Raw genomic sequence first — 23,345 nt, 5'->3', positions numbered from 1 at the left:
TTCCGCCGCCCCGTCACGTACCGCTGCCTCAGAGCCCGGGATGCCCCGGGCCCGTACCCGCGCCCCGGTCCCGTACCGCCGCCCCGATCCCGTACCGCCGCCCCGATCCCGTACCGGCGCCCCGGGCCGTCTGCCGCCGGTGCCTGCCGCTCGCCCGGCTCAGAGGAAGCGGCCGAGGGGGCGCATCAGGGATTCGCGGGTGCGCTGGGTGAGGGAGCGGTGGGACCAGCGGGTGGGGTTCATGCGGGTGCTGCGGGCCAGGTCGCGGTCGTAGTCGGCGTCGAGACCGGCGACGAAGGAGGGGTCGAGGACGGCGAGCATGACCTCTTCGTCGTGCTCCAGCGAGCGGCGGTTGAAGTTGGTGGAGCCGACGAGGGCGAGGGTGCGGTCCACGGTGAGGATCTTGGTGTGGAGCATCGTGGGCTGGTACTGCCAGACGTGGACTCCGCTGTCGAGCAGACGGGAGTAGTGGCGCTGGCCGGCGAGCTGGCAGACGCGTTTGTCGGTGTGGGGGCCGGGCTGGAGGAGTTCGACGCGGACGCCGCGCGCGGCGGCGGCGCACAGGAGGTCGATGAAGTAGTCGTCGGGGGCGAAGTAGGCGGTGGAGATGCGGACGCGTTCGCGGGCGGACTCCAGGGTGACCCGGAAGAGGGTCTGCATGTCCTGCCAGCCGAAGCTCGCGGAGCCCCGTACGACCTGGACGACGGCGTCGCCGGCCGGCTCCTGCGGGGTGAAGAGGTCCTGGTCGTCGAAGAGTTCGGGCTTACACTCGGCCCAGTTCTGGGCGAAGGCGGCGGCGATGCCGTCCACGGCGGGACCGCGCACCTCGACGTGCGTGTCGCGCCACTCGGAGGGGTCGCGGGCGTCGCCGCACCACTCCTCAGCTATGCCGACCCCTCCGGTGAAGGCGATCGACTCGTCGATCACGAGGGCCTTGCGGTGGCAGCGGTGGTTCTGCTTGAAGGGGGAGATGAGGAGGGGCTTGCGGAACCACGCGAGGACGACGCCCGCGTTCTCCATGAGGTCGAGGAGGTCGCGTTCTATCGTGCGGGCCCCGAAGCCGTCGAGGAGCAGGCGCACGCGGACGCCCGCCTCGGCGCGTTCGGCGAGGGCTCGGGCGAAGTCGCGGGCGATCTCGCCGCGCCAGTAGACGAAGGTCATCATGTCCACGGTGCGGCGGGCGGAGGAGATGGCCCGGAGCATGGCGGGGAAGATCTCGTCGCCGTTGCGCAGCGCGTGCAGCCCGTTGCCCTCGGACATCGCGATGCCGAGGAGCCGTTCGAGCCGTCTCCGCAGCTCGACCCCGCGCGCCGCGAGGTCCGTGGAGCCAGCGGGGTCCGGCGAGGCCGCGAGGTCCGTGGAGCCAGCGGGGTCCGGGGAGCCGACAAGGTCCGTGGAGCCCGCGTGTTCCACGGAGTCCGCGAGGTCCGTCGAGCCCACCTGGTCCGTGGAACCCGTGAGGTCCGCTGCGTCGTGGGCCTCGCTCGCTTCCTCGGCCCCGCTCGCCCCGTCCCGTTCGGTCGTGCTCGTCGTCATCCTCGTCCCCTCCCAGGTGTCCGCCGGGGCGGGTGGAGCAGCCCCGGCTCCCCTCGTCTGCCCCGTCCGCCGGACGACAGCCGTGGTCTACGGCGTACGGGCCGGGAGAGCGTCCGCCAGGACTTCGGCGAGGTGGCGGCCCGTGCGCGGGGAGAGGTGGGAGAGCTGGGTGCGGCAGGAGTAGCCGTCGGCGAGGACGACGGCCTCGGGCTCCGCCGCGCGGACGGCGGGCAGCAACTGGTCCTCCGCACAGGCCACGGAGGTCGCGTAGTGGCCGCGTTCGAAGCCGAAGTTGCCCGCGAGTCCGCAGCAACCGCCGCTGAGTTCGCCGCTGAGGCCGGCTCGCGCGCGCAGGCGGCGTTCGGCGGCGTCGCCGAGCACGGCGTGCTGATGGCAGTGCGTCTGGCCGACGACGGAGGCCGCGATGCGGGGCGGCTCCCAGCCGGGCGCCGCTTCCTCCTCCAGGACCTGGGCGAAGGTGCGGACGCGCGCGGCGAGCCGGGCGGCGCGCGGGTCGTCGGGGAGCAGTTCGGGCAGGTCGGTACGGAGGGCGGCGGCGCAGCTGGGTTCGAGGACGAGGATCGGGGTGGAGGCGGACGCCTCGCCCGGTGCCGTACCCGTCCCGGCACGGGGGCCGCCACCCGCACCCGTACCCTCACGGCCGCTCGCACCACTGCCCCCACCCGCTCTCACGCCCGCATCCGCATCCGCACCCGCGCCCCCCACGGCATCCACCGCATCCACCGCATCCACCGCATCCACCGCATCCAGCGTCCGCCGCATCACGCGGCGTGCCGCGTCGAGCTGGCCGGTGGAGACGTATGTGAGGCCGCAGCAGACGCCCGCTCCGTCGAGCCAGGGGGGCGGGGTCGTGGCGTGGAGTCCCGCGTCGGCGAGGACGCGGCGGGCGGCGCGCGGGATGTGCGGGTCGAGGTGGCGGCCGAAGGTGTCGGGCCAGAGGAGCACGGGGCGGGTGCCGGGCGGCGGCGCGCCTTCTTCGCCGACGCGCAGAGGGCGCGCGGCGAGGGCGGGAAGGGGGCGCTCGGGGGTGAGGCCCGCGAGGCGGAGGGCGAGTGAGGTGAGGGGGCGCAGGCGGGCGACGGCGTTGAGGGGGCGGGCGAGGGGCGCGGCGGCGCGGAGCCAGGCGGGCAGCCGCCCGAGGGCGTAGTGGCTCGCGGGGCGGAGGCGCCCGGCGTAGTGGTGGTGGAGGAACTCGGCCTTGTACGTGGCCATGTCGACGCCGACGGGGCAGTCGCTGCGGCAGCCCTTGCACGAAAGGCACAGGTCAAGGGCGTCGCGGACCTCGGGCGCGCGCCAGCCGCCGGTGACGACCTCGCCCGCGAGCATTTCGTGGAGCAGGCGGGCGCGGCCTCGCGTGGAGTGTTCCTCGGCGCCGGTGGCGCGGAAGGAGGGGCACATGACGGAGGTGCCGTGGGTGCCGCCGGGTTCGCGGCACTTGGCGACGCCGACGCAGCGGCGTACGGCGGCGGAGAAGTCGCCGCCGTCCTGCGGGTAGCCGAAGGCGACATCGACGGGCTCGCGGGGCAGGACGGCGAAGCGGAGGTTCTCGTCGAGTTTCGCGGGGCGGACGAGGATGCCCGGGTTGAGGAGGTCGTCGGGGTCCCACACGGCTTTGACCTGGGCGAACAGTCCGGTCAGTTCGGGCCCGTACATGACGGGGAGGAGTTCGGCGCGCGCCTGGCCGTCGCCGTGCTCGCCGGAGAGGGAGCCGCCGTGGGCGACGACGAGGTGGGCGAGTTCCTCGGAGAAGCGCCGGAAGACGGCGATGCCGGGCGCGCTGAGGAGGTCGAAGTCGATACGGGCGTGGACGCAGCCCTCGCCGAAGTGCCCGTAGGGCGTGCCGTGCAGGCCGTGGTCGGCGAGGAGCGCGCGGAAGTCGCGGAGGTAGGGGCCGAGTCGGGCGGGCGGGACGGCGACGTCCTCCCAGCCCGGCCATGCCTCGGCGCCGTCCGGGCCGCGCGTCGCGGTGCCCGCCGCGTCCTCGCGTACGCGCCACAGGGCGCGTTGGGCGGCGGGGTCGGTGACGACGCGCGCGTCGAGTGCGCCTGCCGCGCCCGCGAGGAGCCGGGCGCGGTGGGCGGCCTCGGCCGGGTCGGCGCCGCCGGTCTCGGCGAAGAGCCACGCGCCGCCGCGCGGCAGGGACGCGCTGTCCGGTACGAGGTCGGCGGCCATGCCCTCGACGGTGAGCGGGGCGAAGCGGAGGAGACCGGCGGCGGCCTCGGCGGCCTCGCTCTCGTCCGCGCAGCCGAGGACGGCGAGGGCGCGCGCCGGGGGCGCTTCGACGAGCCGTACGCGCGCCTCGGTGAGCACCCCGAGGGTGCCCTCGCTGCCGCACCACGCGCGGGCGAGGTCGGTGCCGTGCTCGGGGAGGAGGGCGTCGAGCGCGTATCCCGAGATGCGGCGCGGGAGCGTGGGGTAGCCGGTGCGGAGGAGGGCGAGGTGGGTGTCGACGAGGGCGCGGAGGGCGTCGGGGACGGGGGGCGTTCCGGCCGGTCCGGAGGGCGTACGGGCCGGTCCGGGCGGGGTGCGGCCGTGACCGGCCGGTGCGGCCGTGTTCCAGCCGCGCGCGAGGTGGTGGGGGGTGCCGTCGGCGGCGAGGACGTCGAGGGTTTCGGTGTTGTCGGCGGTCGTGCCCCAGGCGACGGAGTGGGCGCCGCAGGAGTTGTTGCCGATCATGCCGCCGAGGGTGCAGCGGGCGTGGGTGGAGGGGTCGGGGCCGAAGGTGAGGCCGTACGGGACCGCTGCGGCGCGGAGTGTGTCGAGGACGAGACCGGGCTGGACGCGGGCGGTGCGGGTCTCCGGGTCGAGGTCGAGCAGCCGGTTCATGTGGCGCGTGAAGTCGAGGACGATGCCGGTGCCGGTGGCCTGTCCGGCGATCGAGGTGCCGCCGCCGCGCGGGACGAGCGGGACGCCGTGCTCGCGGCAGGCGGCGAGGGTCGCCGCGACGTCGTCGCTGTCGTACGGGGCGACGACGCCGAGCGGGACGCGGCGGTAGTTGGAGGCGTCCATCGTGGTGAGCGCGCGGGCCCCGGGCGAGAAGTCGACGGTGCCGCGCACGGTGCGGGTCAGGGCGCGGTGGAGGGCGGCGAGGGTGTCGGGGGCGGGGCGGGGGTGCGGGCTCATGGGGTGTCATCTTTCCCGGGCGAGGTGGGGAGTACGCGAGGGGGAAGGGGTGATCGTTGTCCACCGGAAGGGGGTGAGTTCACCGGGACGAGTGAGCGGTTTTTTATTTTCGGGAGTTGTCCCCCTCACCCCCGTCTCACCCAACGAACCCCCGCCCCGTCCCCCGCCCCCGCGGGTTACGCTCGGCCCGTGGCCGATATCCAGATTCCCGCTGACATCAAGCCCGCCGACGGCCGGTTCGGCGCGGGTCCCTCCAAGGTGCGGAAGGAGGCGCTGGACGCGCTGGCCGCGACCGGCACCTCTCTCCTCGGGACCTCTCACCGCCAGGCTCCCGTGAAGAACCTCGTGGGCGGGGTCCGTGAGGGCCTCTCCTCGCTCTTCTCCCTCCCCGAGGGGTACGAGGTCGTCCTCGGCAACGGCGGCTCCACCGCCTTCTGGGACGTCGCGACCCACGGGCTCATCGAGAACAAGTCCCAGCACCTCAGCTTCGGCGAGTTCTCCTCCAAGTTCGCGAAGGCGGCGAAGCTCGCGCCGTGGCTCGCCGAGCCGACCGTGATCTCCTCCGAGCCCGGTACGCACCCGGAGCCGAAGGGCGAGCCCGGCGTCGACGTCTACGCCCTCACCCACAACGAGACCTCCACCGGTGTCGCCGCCCCCGTGCGCCGCGTCGACGGTGCCGACGAGGGCGCGCTCGTCCTCGTGGACGCCACTTCCGGCGCGGGCGGGCTCCCCGTCGACGTCGCCGAGACGGACGTCTACTACTTCGCGCCGCAGAAGAACTTCGGTTCGGACGGCGGGCTGTGGATCGGTCTCTTCTCCCCGGCCGCGCTGGAGCGCGCCGAACGCGTGCACGCTTCCGGCCGGCACGTGCCCGAGTTCTTCAGCCTTCCGACCGCGATCGACAACTCGCGCAAGAACCAGACGTACAACACGCCGTCGCTCGCGACGCTGTTCCTCCTCGCCGAGCAGCTCGACTGGTTCAACGGCCAGGGCGGCCTCGCATGGACCACGGGCCGTACGGCCGCCTCCGCGCAGGCGCTCTACGGCTGGGCGGAGAAGGTCTCGTACGCGAGCCCCTTCGTCGTGGACCCGGCGCAGCGCTCCGCGGTGATCGGCACGATCGACTTCGACGACGCGATCGACGCGGCGGCCGTGGCGAAGGTGCTGCGCGCCAACGGCATCGTCGACACCGAGCCGTACCGCAAGCTCGGCCGCAACCAGCTCCGCGTCGCGATGTTCCCGGCCGTCGACCCGGCGGACGTCGAGGCGCTGACGACCTGCGTCGACTACGTCATCGACCACCTCTGAGCGAACGACCGCGGCATCGACCGCGGTTCCCGTCCGTACGGTTCGTTCCGTACGGGCCCTGCTCCGCCCGAAGGGGCGCCCCGCTCGCCGGGGCGCCCCTTCGTCGGACGCGGAGAGCGCGCGCCGAGCCCGCCAATCCCCGCGCGTGTCGCGACGGTCCCGGCTCCCGCGCAGCCGCTTCCGGCGGCCGGTCCAACCCCGACGGACCCAGACCGCCGCCCCCGCGCGAGGGGGATTGTCAGTGGCGTCGACTACGTTTCGCGACCATGAAGACACAAGCAGTCAGCACCTCATTTCCCCGCCCGCTTCCCGCGCGCGCGCCGCAGCCCGTACAGGACGGCCGCCGCGAGCACCACGACGAGGACGGTCTTGCCCGTCGTGCCGCCGGTGTCCTTGCCCGCGCCGTCCTTGTCGCCGTTCTCCTGGCCCGCGCCGGACCGCCCGGAGTCCGCGCCGTCGCCCTGCTGCTGCCCCCCTTCGCCCGCCCCCTTGCCGCCGCCCGGTGCGGACTTCGAGGCGCCGGGGCTCGGCGAGGGCTGTACGGGGGCCTCCTCGGGGCGCACCTCGCTGCGGGAGCCCTCGGAGCCGTACATGAGCGTCGTGCCGTCCGTGGTCCACGTGAGCGATTCGCCCTGGCGCTGGAGCGGCACCGCGAGGCGCCCGGCCGCCTTGGGGTGCCCGTCGTTCCAGTCGTAGTACGTGCCGGAGAAGTAGCCGCGCAGGGCCAGCGTGCGGCCGTCCGGCGAGAAGGCGCCGTCCGTGACCCACAGGTCGACGGGGGCGACCTTGCGGAAGACGTTGGTGCCCGTCGCGGAGAGCTTCGCGGGGCCCTCGTAGAGGTTGCCGCCGCTCTCCCGCTTCGACGCGATGTACACCCGCCCGGTCTTCGGGTGCACCATGAGCGCCTCCGCGTTGCGCGGGCCTCCCTCGTACTGGACGGTGTACTGCGTCGCGCGCACGGTCTGGTCCCGCAACTGCTTCGGCTCCGGCAACGCGTAGATCCACACGTGCGGCCAGGTGCCGTCGAGGTTGTCGCCGATGTCGCCGACGTAGAGACGCCCGTCGGGCCCGAGCGAGATCGCCTCGACGTCGCGGGGCGAGCCGATACCGCTCAGCGTGATCCGGGCCAGAGTGCGGCCCGAGCGGCCGTCGATCGCGTACAGGTACGGGCCGTCGTCGCTGTCGTTGTGCGTCCAGTAGACGCCGGGGTGCAGTCGGCTCGCCGCGAGGCCGGAGGACTCGGTGACGCGCGCGTCCCGGATCGTGAACGCCGGGTGGTCGTCGGCGGCGTACGCGGGCGCCCCCGGCCCGAGGAGCAGCCCGCCGCACAAGGCGGTGACCGCGCCGAGCGATGCGAGGGAACGCGCGCGGGGGCGCCGGGCGGGCGGGAGCGGGCGACGGCGCCGGGGACCTGTCATGGGGCCAGTCTCGCAAGAGCCGCGCCGGGTGCGGAGCGGGCCGCCCCGCGTCCCCCGGCACGTGGCGCGTCTCACGCGGCCTCGGGGACGCGAGGCGGCCACCGCCGGGCACGGCCGGTGCGCGGCTCCCCGATGATGGGGGCCATGCGTGCCTCGGTTCCCCCGCGTTTCCTCCTCGTCGGCGACAGCCAGACCATCGGCAAGGCCGGTGACCACACCTGGCGGTACCGCTTGTGGCGGCACCTGCGGCGCTGCCTCGGGGAGGACGGCTTCGCCTTCGTCGGCCCGCGCGAGGCGCTGTACGACGTGGAGGCCGACGCGGCCGTCTCGTACGCGTACCCGGACGAGGACTTCCCGCCGCACGCCCGGCGGCATCTCGCCGGCTGGGGCGAGGGCTGGCAGCACATGGCGCCGCTCGTCGGGCCCGCGGTGCGCGAGAGCGGGGCGGACGTGCTGCTCGTCGCGCTCGGCCTCATCGACCTCGGCTTCTACACCAACCCGGAGCAGACGGCGGAGAACGCCCGCCGCTTCCTGACGGCCGCGCGCGAGGCAAGACCGGGGGTGCGGGCCGTGGTGCTGCCCGTGGTGGCGAACGTACGGGCCCGGCGGGAGCCGGAGTTCGGGGCACAGGTGGAGCGGTTCAACGAGTTGCTCGCCAAGCTCGTCGCGGATCTCGGCTCGTCCGCCTCGCCGCTGCTCCTCGCGACGGCTCCGGCGGACTGGGACCTGGAGCGCGACACGTACGACGGGACGCACCCGGGACCGGCCGGGGAGCACAAACTCGCCGCCGCCTTCGCCACGGCGCTCCATCAGGGGTGGGGGATCGGGGGGCCGTACACGGGGGTGTGAGAGAGGCGTTGACTCGCGTTGGCGGGCGGGGCCGGACGAAACGTTGCGTGGCGGGGGCGGCCGAGCCGGTGGACGGTCGCGGCGGCAGGCCGGCGCTCGGCCGGTAGTCGATGGTCGGCCGGTGATCAGGTGGCCGGCCGTGGTCAGGTGACCGGCCGTGGTCAGGTGCTTGCCGGTGAGCGGTGCAGCCGGTCGAGGGCCAGGGCGAGTTGGAGGCGCAGGCGGCCCGCGGGCTCGCGGACGTTCCAGCCGAGGAGGCGTTCGGCGTGGGCGAGGCGCTCCTGGAGCGTCGAGTGGTGCACGTTGAGCGCTGCCGCTGCCGTGCGCAGGCTCGCGTGCGACGCGACGGCGTGCAGGGTCAGGAGCGCCCAGGGCGCGGCGGCGTGGGCGCGGCGCAGCGCGAGCACGTCGGGGACGGGGGCGGTACGGGGGCCCACGGCGGCGGCGAGGACGCTCAGGCCTCCCAGTTCCTCGGCCCGTACCCAGCGGTGGCCGGGGTCGGCGGCAGTGCCCTCGGCCGTGAACCGCAGCGCGATGCGGGCCTGCGCGTAGGAGTGCGGGAGGTCGAGCGGAGGGACGGCGGGGCCGATCCCGGTCCTCGGGGCGCCCTCGGAGGCGGCTCCGTACGGCGCGCCCTCACGGTCCGCGCCCTCGCGGACCCCGCCCTCACGGCCCGCGCCCTCGCGGACCGCGCCCTCGTGCGCCGCGCGCTCGTGGGTGGCGTCGGCCACGTCGGCGGTGCCGTCCGCGCGGGCGAGCGCGCGGGTCAGGGGGCCGAGCCCCAGGCGGCGGGCGGCGAGTTCGCGGGCGCGGGGCGGGGCATCGGCGTCGAGCAGCACCTCGACCGAGGCGGCGTCGGGCGCGGGCGGCCCGGGGACGGCGGGGGCGCGGCCCCGGGTGCGGTCGAGCGCGGCGCGTACGGCGGTCGCGGCGCGTTCCAGGACCATCGCGCCGACCGGGCCGGGCTCCCCGGACTGCTCCAGCCACAGGATGCGCGGCCCGCCGGGGCTGACGGGTACGCCGGGCCAGTCGGCGCCGGGCGGTACGGGGGTCCGGGCCGGGCCGTCGACGCGGCGGCCGTCGGGCTCGACCCGTATCCGCACGCCGTGCACAGGGTCGGCGAGCCGCGCCGGGCTGCCCGCGAGCACGGCGGCGCCGCGCACGAGCGCCTCAAGACCGGCGCGCTCGGCGGTGAGCCGGTCGAAATAGGCGATGACCCGGACGGCTTCACCGGCGTCCGGATCGAGAGCGGCGAGCCGCCCGGCGAGTTCTCTCATGCGGCCATCGTCCCCGTTTGGCCGGTCTTGGGGAAGCCCTGGTCCCGGGGTGGGGTTGCCGGAGGGGAGGGCGGGCCAGGTCGTACGTTGCGGGCTTGGCCGGTCGCGCGCAGGCCGTACGCGGCGGGCTCGGCCGGTCGTACGCGGCGGGCTCGGCCGGTCGCGCGCAGGCCGAGGCGGCGGCCGGGCCGGGCTGCCGCCGGAAAGTCCGGCCCCGCCGAAGCGTGGCCTCCGTCCGGCGGTGCCCCGGCCGTCGTCGGCTCCTCACTCCCCCAGCAGGCGGCGCAGCCACTCCGTGCGGGTCGTGCGGGCCGTCTGGGAGAGGGCGGCCTGGGGGGCGATGCCGTCGAAGCCGTGGAAGCCGCCCGGCCAGACATGGAGTTCGGTCTGGACGCCGCAGGCCCACAGGCGGCTCGCGTAGGCGACGTCCTCGTCGCGGAAGGTCTCGGCCGAGCCGACGTCCACGAACGCGGGCGGGAGGCCCGCCAAGTCGACGGCGCGGGCCGGGGCCGCGTACGGGGAGACGTCCGGGCCGCCGCGCCGCTCGCCGAGCAGGGCCGTCCAGCCCATGTGGTTCGCCTCGCGGTCCCACAGTCCCGTTCCCGCCATCTGCACGGCGGAAGGGGTGTCGTTGCGGTCGTCGAGCATCGGGCACATGAGGAGTTGCCCGAGCAGCGCCGGGCCGCCCCGGTCCCGGGCGGCGAGGGCGACCCCGGCCGCGAGGCCGCCGCCCGCGCTGCCGCCGCCGATGATGATCCGCTCCGGGTCGAAGCCCAGTTCCGCCGCGTGCTCCGCGGTCCACACGAGACCCGCGTAGCAGTCCTCCACCGGGGCGGGGTCGGGGTGCTCGGGCGCGAGACGGTACTCCACCGAGACGATCCCGATGCCGAGGTCGCGCGTCCACTCGTCGAGCATTTGCGGCAGCCCGGTGAGCGCGTCGCCGAGGATCATGCCGCCGCCGTGCGTGTGGTAGAGCACGGGGATCGCGCCGGTCGCGTCGGCGGGGCGGCAGAGGTAGAGCGTGATGTCGGGGTCTCCGGCGGGTCCGGGCACCTCGCGCTTCTCGATCTCGAACTCGCCTCCGGCGCGCAGCTCGTCGAGCGTGGGCACGGGGAAGTTGCCGAGCACGGTGCCGCGCATGGCCGGGATCTCCTCCAGTGAGGGGACCTCGACACCCGGGAAGGTGTCCAGCACGGCGGCGAGTTCGGGATCGAAGGGGGGCGGCGGGCCGAGCGGCGCGGGAGCGGTGCGGGGGGAGGCGGCGACCTGGCCAGCGGGGGTGGGGGCCTCGGAGTGGGCGGTCATGTGAACGGCTCTCCTGACGACGGCGTGAGGATCGGACGGACGCGCGGCACGTGTGCGCGGACCGGGGCGAGGTCCGACCTCCGTGTGTCCCACGGCGGCGGCCGGAACCTCCCCGGCCCGAGCCAGATTGCCGGGCTCCGGAAGCGGAACGGAGGCGCCGTCCGGCGGGAATGCCCCGCCAAGCGGCGGGGTGGCGCGGCGGGCGGGCGCCGCACGGGCTCCGGCGCCGAGCCGGTCCGAAGCGCGTGACGCTGCCGTCACGAGCGCCGCCCGTGGTCGGTGTCCTTGGCACTGCCGCCACGCGCGCCGCAGGGCCGGAGTCCTCGGCGCTCCCCGCCGCACCCGCCGCCCCTGCCCGCCGCCCCGCAGCGCGCTCCGGAAGCGGCCCGTCACCTCGCCATCGGGCCGTTCCCGGCCGCGTTCACCAGCGGTCGGCCACCTGCGGCGCGATCTCCCGCGTGTACAGCTCGCGGATCGCCGTGAGCTTCTGCTCGTCCAGCGGCGGCAGTTCGCCCGCCGCCGAGTTGGCGCGCGCCTGCGCGGGGGTGCGGGCGCCGGGGATGACGGTGGTGACGCCGGGCTGCTGGACGATCCAGCGCAGCGCGGTCTGCGCCGGGGTCGCGCCCTCGGGGGCGAGCGCCGCGAACTCACGCGCGGCGGCGACACCGGTCGCGAAGTCGACCCCGGCGAAGGTCTCGCCCTGGTCGAACGCCTCGCCGTGGCGGTTGAACGTGCGGTGGTCGTTGGCCGCGAAGGTCGTGTCCTCGGTGTACTTGCCGCTCAGCAGGCCCGAGGCGAGCGGCACGCGCGCGATGATCCCGACCCCGGCGGCGAGCGCGGCGGGCAGCACCTCGTCGAGCGGCTTCATGCGGAAGGGGTTGAGGATGATCTGCACGCTCGCGATCCCGGGCCTGGCGATCGCGGTGAGCGCCTCCGCGCACGTCTCGACGCTCACGCCGTATCCGGCGACGCGGTCCTCGGCGACGAGCGTGTCGAGCGCGTCGTAGACCTCGTCGGAGGAGTAGACGGGCGTCGGCGGGCAGTGGAGCTGGACGAGGTCGAGGCGGTCGACGCCGAGGTTGCGGCGCGAACGGTCGTTCCACGCGCGGAAGTTTTCGAGGACGTAGTTCTCGGGGAGCTGGTCGACGCGGCGGCCCATCTTCGTCGCGACCGTGATCCCGGAGCCCGGGTGGGCCTTGAGGAAGGCGGCGATGGTCTGCTCGCTGCGGCCGTCCCCGTACACGTCGGCGGTGTCGAAGAAGGTGACGCCGGAGTCCGCGGCGGCCTCCAGGACGGCATGGGCGTCCTTCTCGTCCACGTCGCCCCAGTCGGCGCCGAGCTGCCAGGTGCCGAGGCCGACGACGGAGACGGAACGGCCGAGCTTGCTGAATTCACGCGATTCCATGGGGCCAGTGTGGCACTCGGCGTGGACGGCCACGCCGTTGAACTGGGGCGATCGCGGGCCCTTGGCGCGCCCCGCTGACGTCGTTAGGGTGCCTGGATGCCCCACGCTCTTGTTGTCGGTTACGACCCGGAGGGGATTCCCGGCGCGGACGGTCCCGCTCTGCGTGCGCTCCTCGACGCCGAACTCGCCCGTTTCGCCACGTACGGCGTCGGCGCCGACATGGTCCTCGTGGAGTACGACGAGCACGCCGAGCCCGCCCTCGCGAAGGCACTCGCGAGCCGCGCGTGGGACGTCGTCGTCATCGGCGGCGGGCTGCGCAAGGCGGAGCCGCTGCTGCCCCTCTTCGAGGCGGCCGTCAACCTCGTACGCCGTCACGCCCCGCAGGCGGCGATCGCCTTCAACACGAGTGGCGGCGACAGCGTGGAGGCGGCGCTGCGGCACCTGCCGGACGCCCCCGCGCGCGAGGAGTCCCCGCGATGAGGGGCGCCGAGCTCGTTGTCGACCTGCGCGGGCAGGCGCTCACGACGCTCGACGACTTCTGGGAGGCGGTACGGGAACCCTGCGGCCTGCCCGACTGGTTCGGCCGCAACCTCGACGCCTGGGCGGACGCGATCGACGCACGCGGCGTCTCCGAGGTGATCGACCGCCACGACACGCTGACCGTGCACGCCGACCGCCAGGGCCTCTTCGCCGACACCGGCAACGGCACGGACAACCCCGAGGCGCGCGCACTGGCCGCGACGTTCGACGGCACACGGAACCGCCTCGTCCTCCACCCCTGAACCATCCGGCACCGACCGGCTCTCTGTCGGCCGAAGGGGCTCCGCCGCATCACGGGCTGAGCCGAGCCCCGGGCACAGGTGCCTTGGCGGCGGGCGGGAATCCGGCGTGTGTGGCGAACCGAAGTGCTGATCGGGGGGTTGGCCGCATCCTCGGGTTCGCCACCGTTCCCCGGACGGCCGATGCCACGAAGCCCGCCGCCCGCCGGCCCGGGGAGTCTTGTCACGGGCGCGGCACCGACATCCACGGTCCGGTCCACGCCGCCCGCCTCCACTCACCCCACGAAGTTCACCCACCTTCCCCCCCGGAGCGCGCACGCCTCACCCCCGATCTCCGGCGTCTCCACGGATCACCGGACACGAGACGCGCGGCGCGCTGTGCCGCGAGCCCGCCGTCACGCTCGCGTCCCACCTCGGCCTGGCCCCCCTCGCGCTGCCGGGCGGGCACGGGGGCTGGCTCGCGGCGGCGGAGGAATCAGTCCCGACTCGCCCAAGGGCATCCGCGCCCACGCCACCCCCCGCGCGGACCGCACCCGCCTAGGCGGTCAGCGCCTCATGCCCTCGCGTGCCGCAGGAGCGCGGCCCCGAGACTCCCCCTGATGACCCCGGGCCCTGGCCCCCGGCCCACGGCCCACGGCCCACGGCCTCGGCCCCGGCCCCGGCCTCGCCCCGGAACACTCGTAACGCCCCCCAGCCCGTCCCGAGTGCCGCCGCGCCCTCGGCAGCCGGACCCGAGGACACCCACCCCACTCCACCCCAGCTCCCGCTACCCCCGCTCCCCCGCCGGTCTCCCGTCCCAGCGCCAGCCGTTCGCGCGGTCCGGCAGGCCGGGAAGCGAGGTCCGGCCTGTCGCCCAGCGGAGGGTGGGCCACGCGGGTGCGAGGTCGCGGGGGACGTCGGGGAAGAGGCGGTCGAGCGCGCGGGCGACGAGCCCCTCCGGCGGGGTCCACTCCAGGCCGAGGCCCTGCGCGAGGTCATCGGTGTGCACCAGGGTCTCCACGATGCCCATCGCGGCGAACCCGGCCGCGTCCGCCCGGCCGAAGGTGTGGTGGGCGCGGACGTCGGGCGGCGTGACCCGTACGACCGCCGCGAGCAGTCCGCCGCACGCGTCGATGACGCGCAGCAGTCCGGCGGGGCCGTGCGCGGGGTCGGCGCGGATCGTGTTCGCCGGGCCGCCCGGCGTCGTGCTCTCCCAGCGGAAGGGCACGTCGTCGTCCGACGGCGGAACGGCGGGGGTGAGTTGGGCCGCGTAGGCGAAGAGGTCGTCGGCGAGGTGCTCGCCCGTTTCCCAGCAGCTCCAGGTCAGCGGCCCGGCGGGGGCCGACCACGACGCGGCGCCTGCGGTGGTGGCGGCCGGCGCGAGCGCCGCGACGGCGCTTGCGACCGACGCGCGTACGTCATCGGCCCAACGGGCGCCGTCGTCCTCGCTGGTGTTCCCGCTCACTTCATCGCCTCCCTGACGAGAACCGCTGATTCCTCCGCCGCCGCGAGCCAGCCCCCGTGCCCGCCCGGCAGCGCGAGGGGGGCCAGGCCGAGGTGGGACGCGAGCGTGACGGCGGGCTCGCGGCAGAGCGCGCCGCGCGTCTCGCGTCCGACCGCGAGCACGAGCCGGCCCTCGGCGGCCGGTCCGCGCAGCGCCCCGATGTCGGGCAGCCACGAGGTGAAGGAGCGCAGCTCGTGCTCCAGGAAGCGCGGCCCGTTCGCGAACAGGCGCGCCGCCAGCTCCGGCGCGGGCTCCCACCGGTCACCGCCCGCCCCGGCCCACGCGGCGAACCGTGCCCCGGCGGGACCCATCCCCTCTCGTACGAACGTCTCGTGCACCGAGGCGATGAACGCGCTGTGCTCCTCGGCACCCGGCAACAGGCCGAAGGCCGGGGGCTCATGGGCGAGGACGCGGCGCACGAGGGCCGGGTACCTGGCGAGCAGGTCCAGCCCGACGAGCGCCCCGTCACTGCCCCCGATCACGTCGGCGGGGCCGCCCCCGAGGTGCGCGACGAGCGCCGCCACGTCGTCCGCCTGCCGCTCCACGGTCTGCGTGCCGGGCGGCCCGTCGAGCACGCTGCGCGAGTACCCGCGCGGGTCGAGCGCGACCACCGTGTACGCGTCGGCCAGCAGCGGCGCGAACGCGTCGTACACCCCGGCGTCTCCCCCGCCCCCGGGGAGCAGCACCAACAAGGGCCCCCTGCCCCGTACTTCGTAGTGCAGCCGCGCACCCGGCACGGGCAGCACCCCGGCCTGCGGACACGCGGGATCACCCACCCCGCCGTCCTGGCCGTTCCCTCCGGCTTCGTACTCCCTCGTCTCCATGAGCCGCGAGGCTACGGACCCCCGCCCCGCGCCCGCGAACCCTTTTCACCCCGACCAGCACCCGCATGCGCACCTCGCGCCTCCCCTCCGACCGGCCGCCCCCGGCCTCTCGCCGGACGTCATGCCCGCTCCCGCACCACCAAACCCACAAACCGCACACAAGCCCCCGATCAGGTGAAATAACCGACGAGCGGGAACTTCGCCGTCCGCGACGTAACGCCCGGCCCGACGACCCGGCCGATGTCCCGACCGGCATCCGGGCCCGCCCACCGGTCCCTGCCCCGGCCGACTCCGACCCTTCTCCTCCAGCACTGCGACCCCGCCCAGCTCCCCTCCACCCCCGCGCAATTCGGTGGCACCTGACTGCCCACCGTGGTCCCCTCCCCTCATGGCATCTCTCCTCAGGCACCTGACCGTCGACTGCGCCGACCCCCACGCGCTCGCCACCTTCTGGGCCGCCGTCCTCGACGGCTCGCTCGCCCGGGACGACTTCCCCGGCGATCCCGAGGCATCGGTGACCTCGGCGGGCACGGCGCTGCTCTTCGTACGCGTCGACGAGCCCAAGACCACCAAGAACCGCTGGCACGTCGATCTCCGGCCGCGGGACCGCACACGCGACGCCGAGGTGAGGCGGCTGCTCGCCCTCGGCGCCACGCTCCACGAGGACCACCGGCGCACGGACGGCAGCGGCTGGGTCACGCTGCGGGACCCCGAGGGGAACGAGGTGTGCGTGGAACGGAGCGCGGGCGAACGGTGAGCGGGCGCGGCGCGCGCGTGAAGGCGATCGGTGGCGCGCGGGTGACACAGCGGTCGGCGGCGCGGTCGAGGTGGGTCGCGGTGGAGATCCGCCGCAGGGGGCGGGAGCGCGGGGGCCGGTCGGCGGACGGGTCCCTCTTCGGTGGTAGGCCGCGAGGACGACGCGGTAGACGTGAGGAGGACAGCGCAGCCGAGACACAAGGACGTACGAGATGAGCCAGGAGCAGCGCACGCACCGCGCGATGCGGGTCGAGGCGGCCGGTGGGGCCTTCACCGAGGCGCGGGTCGAGACCGGGGAGCCGGGGCCCGGGCAGGTGCGGATCGCCGTCGAGGCGTGCGGGGTGTGCCACTCGGACACGGCTGTCGTGAGCGGCGCGATGGGCAACCCCTTCCCGGTCACGACCGGGCACGAGATCGCGGGCCGGATCGACGCGCTCGGCGCGGGGGTCGACGGCTGGGCGGTCGGGGACCGGGTCGCCGTCGGGTGGTACGGCGGGAGCTGTGGGCACTGCGATGCGTGTCGTACCGGGGACGGAGTGCTCTGCCCCGAGGCGGAGATCCCCGGCATCGCCTATCCGGGCGGGTACGCGGAGTCCGTGATCGTGCCCGCCGTCGCGCTCGCCGCCGTGCCCGACGGGCTGAGCGCGGTCGACGCGGCACCGCTCGCCTGCGCCGGGGTCACCGTGTACAACGCCTTGCGGCGCAGTGCGGCGCGGGCCGGGGACACCGTCGCGATCCTGGGGCTCGGCGGACTCGGGCACCTCGGCGTGCAGTTCGCCGCGAAGATGGGTTTCCGCACGGTGGCCATCGCCCGTGGGGCGGAGAAGGGCCCTCTCGCGACGGAGTTGGGCGCCGCGCACTACATCGACAGCACTACGCAGGATGTCGCGGCCGAACTCCAGGCACTCGGCGGCGCGAAGGTCGTCCTCGCGACGGTCACCCAGGCCCAGGCCATGGCCGATGCCTTCGAGGGACTCGGCCGCCGGGGCGAACTCGTCATCGTGGGCGTCGCCCTCGAGCACCTCGACCTCACCGCCGCGCAGTTCGTGGACAGGGCCCGCCGCGTCTACGGCCACGCCTCCGGGATCGCCGTCGACACGCAGGACACGCTCCGCTTCGCGGCGGACACCGGTGTCCGCCCCTGGACGGAGGAACTGCCGCTCGCGGAGGCGGACGAAGCCTTCGCCCGCATGCGGCGCGGCGAGGCACGGTTCCGGATGGTGCTGACGGTGTGAGGGCGGGGCGCGGGCTCAGCCTAGGGGGCGCGGTACGGCGCGGCGGCAGTACGGGCACGGGTGCGGCGGTACGCGGAGGACGCCCCGGGCCGGGAGTGCGCCCGGGGCCCGGGTCGCGTGACGTCACGCCCGTACCGGACGCCGCGCGGTACACCGCACCGCAGGACGCGCCGCCGTACCGCGGAACGTGCGTGCGCCGCGCACCGCACGGACGTGCGTGCGCCCCGCACCGCAGGACGCGCCCTCCCGGGTCTCGCGGCCCCGCCGTCACCCGCCCCGCCGTCGCGCGGCCCCGTACCGAACCCGTTCGTTACAGTGAGCTGGCCCGGGGTGTGTCCGGGCCCGTGACGGCGAGGCGAGACGAGCGAGGGACATGGACGGCGACGAGACCACGGACCCCGCGCCGCCCGGAGGCCGGGCCGCCGCGTCCGCGCGCCGCGCCGCCGCGCCCCGTACCGACGCCCCGCGCAGCCGCCGCGACCGCCCCGCGAAACCGGCGCTGAGCCGCTCCGGAATCGTCGCTGCGGCGATCCGCGTGATGGCCGCCGAGGGCCTCGACAAGGTCACGATGCGGCGCCTCGCGAAGGAACTCGACACCGGTCCCGCCTCGCTCTACGTGTACGTCGCGGGGACGACGGAGCTGCACGCGGCGATCCTCGACGAACTCCTCGGCGAGGTGGAGGTGCCCGAGCCCGCCGACGTCCCCCTTGAGGAGGACGGAGCAGGCTGGGAGCCTCGGCTGATCGGCCTCCTCAACTCGTACACGCTGCTCCTCTTCCGTTACCCGGGCCTCGCGCGCTCCGCGCTCGTCGCCCGCCCCAGCGGCCCGCACTACCTCGACCTCGTCGAGCGCATGCTCGCCCTCCTCGCCGAGGGCGGCGTGGCGGCCGACCGGGCCGCCTGGGGCGTGGACCTGCTCCTCCAGCACGCCACCGCCACGGCCGCCGAGCAGACCGACCGCGAAGCCTCGCCGGTCGCCGAGGAGGAGTGGCAGGCGGTCCGGCACGCCGTCCACGGCGTCGACCCCGCCCGCCACCCGCACATCCGCGCGGCCTCCTCGCGCCTCCTGTCCGGCACCCCGGAGGCCCGTTTCACGTGGTCCTTCCGGGCGCTGCTCCACGGCATCAGGCACACCCCGGTGCCCCCGGACGGTCCGTCTCAGGACTGACCACGGGCAGCTTCCGGGCGACGCCGTCCGCCCTCCGTCGGGTCCCGGTCGGCTTCTGCGCTACCAAAGTCGTAGCCCCGTAGACCCACGCCTCTCGCGCGGGCGCGCGGGGAGGCGGGAAGCTCGGGGCATGACGAAGGACGTGGGGGAACCGGGGGAGACGGCACGGCCGGGTGACGGGCCGGAGGCGCGGGCGGCCGGGTCGCCGGGAGCGCGGGCGGCCGGCCCGGCGGAGAGGCGCGGGGACGCCACGCCCTCGGACGAACTGATCCTCGCGCTGCTCCTCGGGGCAGCGGTCGTAGGGACGGCTGTCGGGGCGTGGGGGCTCGGGCCCCTGGCACGGTGGTTGCTCGACGTGCTGCCCGTGGTGCCGTTCCGTATCGCGCTGCGGTTCCTGGGGGCGATCGACGTGTGGTGGGAGATGCTGCTCGCGGGGGCGGGCGGCGCCGTGGTCCTGCTCGTCGCGACGCTCGGGGCCTTGGAGAAGCGCGGGGTCGGCTGAACGGCGTGCGGAGCGGGCAGGAGGCGGCGGCACGCCGGGCAGGTAGGGGCAGCGACACCACGCGGGAAGGGCGGTGGCACGGCGCCAGGAGGGGCGACGGCAGCGACCGGCACGATGCCGTGCGCACTCATGGGGCAGCGGCCGTCGGCCGGGAGGCAGCGCCCTTCAGCCGCACCCCCGGCCGACGCGGCGCCCCCTCACTCCCCCACGCGCCCGTCCGTCAACTCCCTGACGACATCCAGGTGTCCCGCGTGCCGCGCGTACTCCTGGAGTACGTGGAAGAGAATCCACGACAGCGCGGGCGGCTCGGCCGGGGGCGGGAAACGGCCCGTGCTCGCCGCGCGGTCCTGGAGTCCCGCCGCCGCGACGATCCGCCGCGAGTGCGCGCACTCCCGCGCGAAGAGCTCCCGGATCCGCGCCGGGGACTCGTCCTCGCGCACACACCAGCGGCCCGACTCCGGGTCGTTGTCGCCCCACGCCGTGGGCTCGTCCATCTCCTCGCCGAGGAAACCCCAGCGCAGCCAGCGCCGTTCGACGTACGCGAGGTGCTTGAGCAGTTCGAGCGGCGACCACCCGGAGGGCAGCCTGCTCCCGCGCAACTCCGCCTCCGAGAGGCCGTCGAGCTTGGCGAGCACGGTGGCGCGGTAGTAGTCGAGATAGGCGGGAAGCAGCGCGGCGGGATCGGTGAGCGACCGCGAGGGCTCGGCGGGCGGGGCGGCGAGGGGCCCTTGGGGGCTCGGGTTCGGAGGCACGTTGTCACTCATACGAGAAACGCTAGCCCGCCGCGTACGCTCCACCCTCAGCCGTGCGCCCCCGCCACTCCCGTACGCGCCCGGCACCGCGCCCCCTGCCCCGCGACCTCACCCCGGCGCGCCCCCCACGCCCCCGCACGCCCGTTCCCGTACCATGTCGGGCCCGCTCCTCCTACCGTTGGGTGACACGGCGGGGTCTCCAGCGCTCCGCCGGGGAGGAGCGCCACGATGACCCTCGTACACACCGAGGACAGGATCACGATGGCAGACCACGACGGCGAACACGCTGACGATCACACCAGTGACCTCGACGGACTTTTCGAGTGCGTGGAGCGCGCCACCCCTGACGGATTCCGGGTAGAGATCGTCGAGGGGTACATCTTCATGTCACCGCAGCGCCAGACGCATTGGGAGATCATCCTCAAGCTCGTGATGCAGCTGACGGCCCACTACCCGCCGTCACGTATCGCCTCGGACGTTCGGATCGACTTCCCCGGTCATCTCAATGGCTTCGCTTGCGACATCGCCGCCATGAAGGAAGGTGCCGAGACGGAGAACGGCCGCTGGCACCACCAGGACGTCGAGTTCGTCGCCGAAGTCATCTCGCGCGGCACGGGGCAGAACGACTACGGCCCCAAGAAGGCGGCGTACGCGACCGCCGAGGTGCCCGTCTACCTCGTCGCCGACCCGTACCAGCGCCGCTGCCACGTCTACACGGAGCCGCGTGACGGCGAGTACCGAGCCGAGACGATCGTGGAGTTCGGCCTCGACCTGGACCTGAGCAAGACACCGGCCGCGCTCGTACTGACGACGAAGGACTTCCCGGAGCAGCCTTGAGCAGGAGGCGGGGCCGGACGCGGGCGGCGGATAGAGGCCGGGGACGCCGCGACGCTTCGCCCTCCCCCACACTCACCGCCCCCACCCCCACCGCTCCCCCACACTCACCGCCCCCCCCACTCCACCGTTCCCCACCCCGCCGCGCCCTCCCTGACCGTCCTCCACCCCGTCCCCTCCCCCCACTTGCCTGGAGTCCACTCCAAGGCGTTGGCTGGTTGGCATGAGGTACACGCAACTCGGACGTACGGGACTTGAGGTCAGCAGGCTCGTCCTGGGGACGATGAACTTCGGGCCGCAGACCAACGAGGCCGACAGTCACGCCATCATGGATGCCGCGCTCGACGCGGGAGTCAACTTCTTCGACACGGCCAATGTCTACGGCTGGGGCGAGAACAAGGGCCGGACCGAGGAGATCCTCGGAACCTGGTTCGCGCAGGGCGGCGGCCGGCGCGAGAAGGTCGTGCTCGCCACGAAGGTGAACGGCTACATGGGTGCCGGTGACCCGTGGCCCAACCACCACAAGCTCTCCGCCGCCAATATCCGCCGCGCGGTCGACGCGAGCCTCAAGCGGCTCCAAACCGACCACATCGACCTGTACCAGTTCCACCACGTGGACCGGAACACTCCCTTCGAGGAGATCTGGCAGGCGATCGACGTCCTGATCCAGCAGGGCAAGATCCTCTACGCCGGTTCCTCGAACTTCCCCGGCTACAAGATCGCCCAGGCCAACGAGCTGGCGTCGCGGCGCGGCATGGTCGGCCTCGTGAGCGAGCAGTGCCTGTACAACCTGGCCGAGCGCCGCGCCGAGATGGAGGTCATCCCGGCCGCGCGCGAGTACGGGCTCGGGGTCATCCCCTGGTCGCCGCTGCACGGCGGGCTGCTCGGTGGCGCGCTCAAGCGCGAGCGCGAGGGCACGGCGAACGGCCGCAGCGCGAGCGGTCGCAGCGCCGACGCGCTCAAGAACTCGGCCGTGCGGGACCAGATCGAGCGGTACGAGACGCTGGTCGACAAGCACGGGCTGCTGCCCGGTGACACCGCCCTCGCGTGGCTCCTCACCCGCCCCGGCGTGACGGGACCGATCGTCGGGCCGCGCACGCAGGAACAGCTCGACTCGGCGCTGCGCGCCGTGGACGTCGAGCTCTCGGAAGAGGTCCTGAACGGCCTCGACGAGATCTTCCCCGGCCCCGGGCCCTCCCCGGAGGCGTTCGCCTGGTGACGGCGGGCCTTCGGCAGAAGGCGCGCGTGGTGGCGGCGGTACGGGGCTACTGGCCCACGGCCGCCGCCACCGCCACGACGACGAACATCATTACGAGCACACCGGCCATGATCCGGTTCCGGGTCTTCGGGTCCACACTTCGAGCCTAGCCGTCCCGCCCGGCGGGTCCTGCCAAGGGGTACGTCGCCTCCGTCACGTACTGGTTCGCGATCCCGTGCCCGCCCGGCACGCTCCGCAGGAGACGCACGCGGTCGGCCGTCCAGGTCCGGCCGGAGAACGCTCCCAGCAGGTCTTCGTACGAAGTGAGCAGTTCTTCGTACACGCGGGGGGACATCCTCCGCGAGACCCTCGCCAGCGACAGGTGCGGCCGGTAGGCGTGCTCCGCCGCACCGCCCAGGGCCCGCGCGGCCCCGGCGAGCGCGTGCAGGGCGGTGAGGTCGCCCCGTACCCCCGTCCACAGCGTGCCGCCGCGGAAGCCGCTCCCTCCGGCGAGGGACAGGCGCAGGGGCGCGTGGGCGGCGGCCAGGGCGGTCAAACCCTGTGCCAGCGGCTCCTGTTCGGCATCTCCGTAGAACGCCAGGGTCACGTGCCGGCCCTCGGGGCGGGTCCACCGCGCGTCGTCCGCGCCCGGCAGGCGGCGCAGCGGGCGGACGGCGGCGGCGAGTTCGTCCAAGGCCTCGGGCGGGGGCAGGAGCGCGGCGAAGAGTCTCATCGTGCCGCGAACGATTCCACAGGCCCCGGCGGAGTGCCCGCACGCCTGTGGACAACCGGGCAGGCAAGCCGATGATGCGACAAGCGGTCCGGGGACGGGCCTCGGCGGGCGGGAAAAGTCTCGTGATTCACAGTCTTGGCGCGCGGCCCGCGTCCGGCGCCCCGCTCCCCTAACCTCGCGGGCATGGACACCTCCCGAGCGCTGACGCTCAGACCCGGCAAGGCAAGCGATCTCCCTGCCGTCCTCGCGCTCCTGGACGGGGCGGTGGACTGGCTGACCGCGCAGGGACGGCCGGGGCAGTGGGGCACCAGGCACTTCACCGACCGCCCGCGCACCGTCGAGCAGGTCGAGGGGTACTTCGCGAAGGGCGAGCCCTGGGTCGCGGAGCTGGACGGGAGCATCGTCGGCTCGATGACGCTGACGGACGGTCCGGGCCCGTACCTCGACCCCGCGCCCGAACCGGAGCGCTACCTGCACTTCCTCGTGAGCGACCGGCGCCTCGCCGGGCACGGCATCGGCGCCGCGCTCGTGGCCCACGCCGTCGCCGAGGCACGGCGCGCGGGCGTCGGACTGCTCCGCGTCGACTGCTACGCGGGCGACGACGGACGCCTCGTCGACTACTACGTGTCGTGCGGATTCCGCCGTACGGAGCGCTTCGACCAGAACGGCTGGCCGGGCCAGGTCCTCGCGATCCGCCCCGACGACGCCGGGCGCGCCTGAGCCACCACCCGTCCCGTTACGGAGCCGGATCGGGAGGGGGTGACAGACGGGGTGACAACAGAGCCGTGCCCGACCCGCCTCAGCGCCAACACCGGCCCGCGCCCGGCCCCGCCGACCGC

At 74.7% G+C, this 23,345-nt stretch carries 21 protein-coding genes; 11 read left to right on the top strand and 10 right to left on the bottom strand.

What is annotated here, in order from left to right; all coding sequences use genetic code 11:
- Positions 1-159 precede the first annotated feature (159 nt).
- The gene (locus STTU_RS18355; protein ID WP_007825576.1) at positions 160-1,536 is read right to left on the bottom strand and encodes a phospholipase D-like domain-containing protein; all 1,377 of its coding nucleotides are present in this window, start codon (positions 1,534-1,536) and stop codon (positions 160-162) included.
- Between the two features lie 87 nt (positions 1,537-1,623).
- Positions 1,624-4,680: an FAD-binding and (Fe-S)-binding domain-containing protein gene (locus STTU_RS18350; RefSeq protein ID WP_007825574.1), complete on the bottom strand. Its 3,057-nt coding sequence runs from the start codon at positions 4,678-4,680 to the stop codon at positions 1,624-1,626.
- Between the two features lie 189 nt (positions 4,681-4,869).
- Between STTU_RS18350 and serC the strand changes: the two genes are divergently transcribed.
- Positions 4,870-5,988: a phosphoserine transaminase gene (gene serC / locus STTU_RS18345; protein WP_007825572.1), complete on the top strand. Its 1,119-nt coding sequence runs from the start codon at positions 4,870-4,872 to the stop codon at positions 5,986-5,988.
- Positions 5,989-6,278: 290 nt separating this feature from the next.
- Here serC and STTU_RS18340 read toward each other — a convergent pair whose 3' ends face one another.
- Complete coding sequence (locus STTU_RS18340; protein WP_007825567.1) at positions 6,279-7,406, bottom strand: hypothetical protein; 1,128 nt, start codon at positions 7,404-7,406, stop codon at positions 6,279-6,281.
- A gap of 144 nt (positions 7,407-7,550) precedes the next feature.
- On the opposite strand from STTU_RS18340, the gene STTU_RS18335 reads away from it, so the two are divergent.
- On the top strand, positions 7,551-8,255 hold the full coding sequence (locus tag STTU_RS18335) for a GDSL-type esterase/lipase family protein (RefSeq protein WP_007825566.1): 705 nt from the start codon (positions 7,551-7,553) through the stop codon (positions 8,253-8,255).
- 161 nt (positions 8,256-8,416) lie between these two features.
- Here the strand turns inward: STTU_RS18335 and STTU_RS18330 are convergent, their stop codons facing one another.
- The 3 genes from STTU_RS18330 to STTU_RS18320 form a co-directional block, all read right to left on the bottom strand.
- Positions 8,417-9,532, bottom strand: coding sequence for a helix-turn-helix domain-containing protein (locus STTU_RS18330; protein ID WP_007825565.1), 1,116 nt, complete (start codon positions 9,530-9,532; stop codon positions 8,417-8,419).
- A gap of 264 nt (positions 9,533-9,796) precedes the next feature.
- Positions 9,797-10,837, bottom strand: coding sequence for an alpha/beta hydrolase (locus tag STTU_RS18325; RefSeq protein WP_007825564.1), 1,041 nt, complete (start codon positions 10,835-10,837; stop codon positions 9,797-9,799).
- A gap of 421 nt (positions 10,838-11,258) precedes the next feature.
- Entirely contained in the window at positions 11,259-12,242 is a 984-nt protein-coding gene (locus STTU_RS18320) for an aldo/keto reductase (protein WP_043255613.1), read from the bottom strand.
- A 96-nt stretch (positions 12,243-12,338) separates the two neighbouring features.
- On the opposite strand from STTU_RS18320, the gene STTU_RS18315 reads away from it, so the two are divergent.
- Both STTU_RS18315 and STTU_RS18310 read left to right on the top strand, forming a co-directional pair.
- Positions 12,339-12,722: a hypothetical protein gene (locus STTU_RS18315; protein ID WP_043255610.1), complete on the top strand. Its 384-nt coding sequence runs from the start codon at positions 12,339-12,341 to the stop codon at positions 12,720-12,722.
- Positions 12,719-13,024, top strand: coding sequence for a barstar family protein (locus tag STTU_RS18310; RefSeq protein ID WP_007825562.1), 306 nt, complete (start codon positions 12,719-12,721; stop codon positions 13,022-13,024). The genes STTU_RS18315 and STTU_RS18310 overlap by 4 nt, the downstream gene beginning before the upstream one ends.
- Before the next feature lie 763 nt (positions 13,025-13,787).
- Here the strand turns inward: STTU_RS18310 and STTU_RS18305 are convergent.
- Together STTU_RS18305 and STTU_RS33250 are read right to left on the bottom strand one after the other, a co-directional pair.
- Positions 13,788-14,465: a maleylpyruvate isomerase N-terminal domain-containing protein gene (locus tag STTU_RS18305; protein WP_043255608.1), complete on the bottom strand. Its 678-nt coding sequence runs from the start codon at positions 14,463-14,465 to the stop codon at positions 13,788-13,790.
- Positions 14,462-15,328 carry an alpha/beta fold hydrolase gene (locus STTU_RS33250; RefSeq protein WP_007825560.1) on the bottom strand — a complete coding sequence of 289 codons (867 nt, stop codon included), beginning with the start codon at positions 15,326-15,328 and terminating at the stop codon, positions 14,462-14,464. Before STTU_RS33250 ends, STTU_RS18305 begins: the two co-directional genes overlap by 4 nt.
- A 388-nt stretch (positions 15,329-15,716) precedes the next feature.
- Here STTU_RS33250 and STTU_RS18295 point away from each other — a divergent pair, with 388 nt between their 5' ends.
- The 4 genes from STTU_RS18295 (at position 15,717) to STTU_RS18280 (ending at position 18,989) form a co-directional block, all read left to right on the top strand.
- Positions 15,717-16,085 carry a VOC family protein gene (locus tag STTU_RS18295; RefSeq protein ID WP_007825558.1) on the top strand — a complete coding sequence of 123 codons (369 nt, stop codon included), beginning with the start codon at positions 15,717-15,719 and terminating at the stop codon, positions 16,083-16,085.
- A 211-nt stretch (positions 16,086-16,296) separates the two neighbouring features.
- Positions 16,297-17,319 (top strand): alcohol dehydrogenase catalytic domain-containing protein, encoded by a 1,023-nt coding sequence (locus tag STTU_RS18290; protein WP_007825557.1) that lies wholly within the window; start codon positions 16,297-16,299, stop codon positions 17,317-17,319.
- A 373-nt stretch (positions 17,320-17,692) separates the two neighbouring features.
- Complete coding sequence (locus tag STTU_RS18285) at positions 17,693-18,487, top strand: TetR/AcrR family transcriptional regulator (protein WP_007825556.1); 795 nt, start codon at positions 17,693-17,695, stop codon at positions 18,485-18,487.
- A gap of 130 nt (positions 18,488-18,617) precedes the next feature.
- Positions 18,618-18,989, top strand: coding sequence for a hypothetical protein (locus STTU_RS18280; protein WP_007825555.1), 372 nt, complete (start codon positions 18,618-18,620; stop codon positions 18,987-18,989).
- Positions 18,990-19,186: 197 nt separating this feature from the next.
- Here STTU_RS18280 and STTU_RS18275 read toward each other — a convergent pair whose 3' ends face one another.
- Complete coding sequence (locus STTU_RS18275) at positions 19,187-19,753, bottom strand: DinB family protein (protein ID WP_052862383.1); 567 nt, start codon at positions 19,751-19,753, stop codon at positions 19,187-19,189.
- A 216-nt stretch (positions 19,754-19,969) separates the two neighbouring features.
- On the opposite strand from STTU_RS18275, the gene STTU_RS18270 reads away from it, so the two are divergent.
- A complete protein-coding gene (locus STTU_RS18270) occupies positions 19,970-20,578 on the top strand; it encodes a Uma2 family endonuclease (protein ID WP_007825552.1) in 609 nt (202 codons plus the stop codon).
- Between the two features lie 220 nt (positions 20,579-20,798).
- Entirely contained in the window at positions 20,799-21,794 is a 996-nt protein-coding gene (locus STTU_RS18265; RefSeq protein WP_007825550.1) for an aldo/keto reductase, read from the top strand.
- Positions 21,795-21,939: 145 nt separating this feature from the next.
- Here the strand turns inward: STTU_RS18265 and thpR are convergent, their stop codons facing one another.
- The gene (gene thpR / locus STTU_RS18260) at positions 21,940-22,506 is read right to left on the bottom strand and encodes an RNA 2',3'-cyclic phosphodiesterase (RefSeq protein ID WP_007825549.1); all 567 of its coding nucleotides are present in this window, start codon (positions 22,504-22,506) and stop codon (positions 21,940-21,942) included.
- Between the two features lie 183 nt (positions 22,507-22,689).
- Here thpR and STTU_RS18255 point away from each other — a divergent pair, with 183 nt between their 5' ends.
- Positions 22,690-23,226: a GNAT family N-acetyltransferase gene (locus STTU_RS18255; protein WP_007825541.1), complete on the top strand. Its 537-nt coding sequence runs from the start codon at positions 22,690-22,692 to the stop codon at positions 23,224-23,226.
- The last annotated feature ends 119 nt before the right edge of the window (positions 23,227-23,345 follow it).

The sequence above is a fragment of the Streptomyces sp. Tu6071 genome, assembly GCF_000213055.1.
In the GTDB taxonomy this organism is placed as follows: Bacteria; Actinomycetota; Actinomycetes; order Streptomycetales; family Streptomycetaceae; genus Streptomyces; species Streptomyces evansiae.
This window is presented reverse-complemented; position numbering and strand designations above follow the sequence as displayed.

Excerpts from the sequence above, each read along its gene's own strand:
- STTU_RS18355 (WP_007825576.1), bottom strand. The coding sequence starts at position 1,536 with ATGACGACGAGCACGACCGAACGGGACGGGGCGAGCGGGGCCGAGGAA.
- STTU_RS18350 (WP_007825574.1), bottom strand. The coding sequence starts at position 4,680 with ATGAGCCCGCACCCCCGCCCCGCCCCCGACACCCTCGCCGCCCTCCAC.
- STTU_RS18340 (WP_007825567.1), bottom strand. The coding sequence starts at position 7,406 with ATGACAGGTCCCCGGCGCCGTCGCCCGCTCCCGCCCGCCCGGCGCCCC.
- STTU_RS18335 (WP_007825566.1), top strand. The coding sequence starts at position 7,551 with ATGCGTGCCTCGGTTCCCCCGCGTTTCCTCCTCGTCGGCGACAGCCAG.
- STTU_RS18330 (WP_007825565.1), bottom strand. The coding sequence starts at position 9,532 with ATGAGAGAACTCGCCGGGCGGCTCGCCGCTCTCGATCCGGACGCCGGT.
- STTU_RS18325 (WP_007825564.1), bottom strand. The coding sequence starts at position 10,837 with ATGACCGCCCACTCCGAGGCCCCCACCCCCGCTGGCCAGGTCGCCGCC.
- STTU_RS18320 (WP_043255613.1), bottom strand. The coding sequence starts at position 12,242 with ATGGAATCGCGTGAATTCAGCAAGCTCGGCCGTTCCGTCTCCGTCGTC.
- STTU_RS18315 (WP_043255610.1), top strand. The coding sequence starts at position 12,339 with ATGCCCCACGCTCTTGTTGTCGGTTACGACCCGGAGGGGATTCCCGGC.
- STTU_RS18310 (WP_007825562.1), top strand. The coding sequence starts at position 12,719 with ATGAGGGGCGCCGAGCTCGTTGTCGACCTGCGCGGGCAGGCGCTCACG.
- STTU_RS33250 (WP_007825560.1), bottom strand. The coding sequence starts at position 15,328 with ATGGAGACGAGGGAGTACGAAGCCGGAGGGAACGGCCAGGACGGCGGG.
- STTU_RS18295 (WP_007825558.1), top strand. The coding sequence starts at position 15,717 with ATGGCATCTCTCCTCAGGCACCTGACCGTCGACTGCGCCGACCCCCAC.
- STTU_RS18290 (WP_007825557.1), top strand. The coding sequence starts at position 16,297 with ATGAGCCAGGAGCAGCGCACGCACCGCGCGATGCGGGTCGAGGCGGCC.
- STTU_RS18285 (WP_007825556.1), top strand. The coding sequence starts at position 17,693 with ATGGACGGCGACGAGACCACGGACCCCGCGCCGCCCGGAGGCCGGGCC.
- STTU_RS18280 (WP_007825555.1), top strand. The coding sequence starts at position 18,618 with ATGACGAAGGACGTGGGGGAACCGGGGGAGACGGCACGGCCGGGTGAC.
- STTU_RS18275 (WP_052862383.1), bottom strand. The coding sequence starts at position 19,753 with ATGAGTGACAACGTGCCTCCGAACCCGAGCCCCCAAGGGCCCCTCGCC.
- STTU_RS18270 (WP_007825552.1), top strand. The coding sequence starts at position 19,970 with ATGACCCTCGTACACACCGAGGACAGGATCACGATGGCAGACCACGAC.
- STTU_RS18265 (WP_007825550.1), top strand. The coding sequence starts at position 20,799 with ATGAGGTACACGCAACTCGGACGTACGGGACTTGAGGTCAGCAGGCTC.
- thpR (WP_007825549.1), bottom strand. The coding sequence starts at position 22,506 with ATGAGACTCTTCGCCGCGCTCCTGCCCCCGCCCGAGGCCTTGGACGAA.
- STTU_RS18255 (WP_007825541.1), top strand. The coding sequence starts at position 22,690 with ATGGACACCTCCCGAGCGCTGACGCTCAGACCCGGCAAGGCAAGCGAT.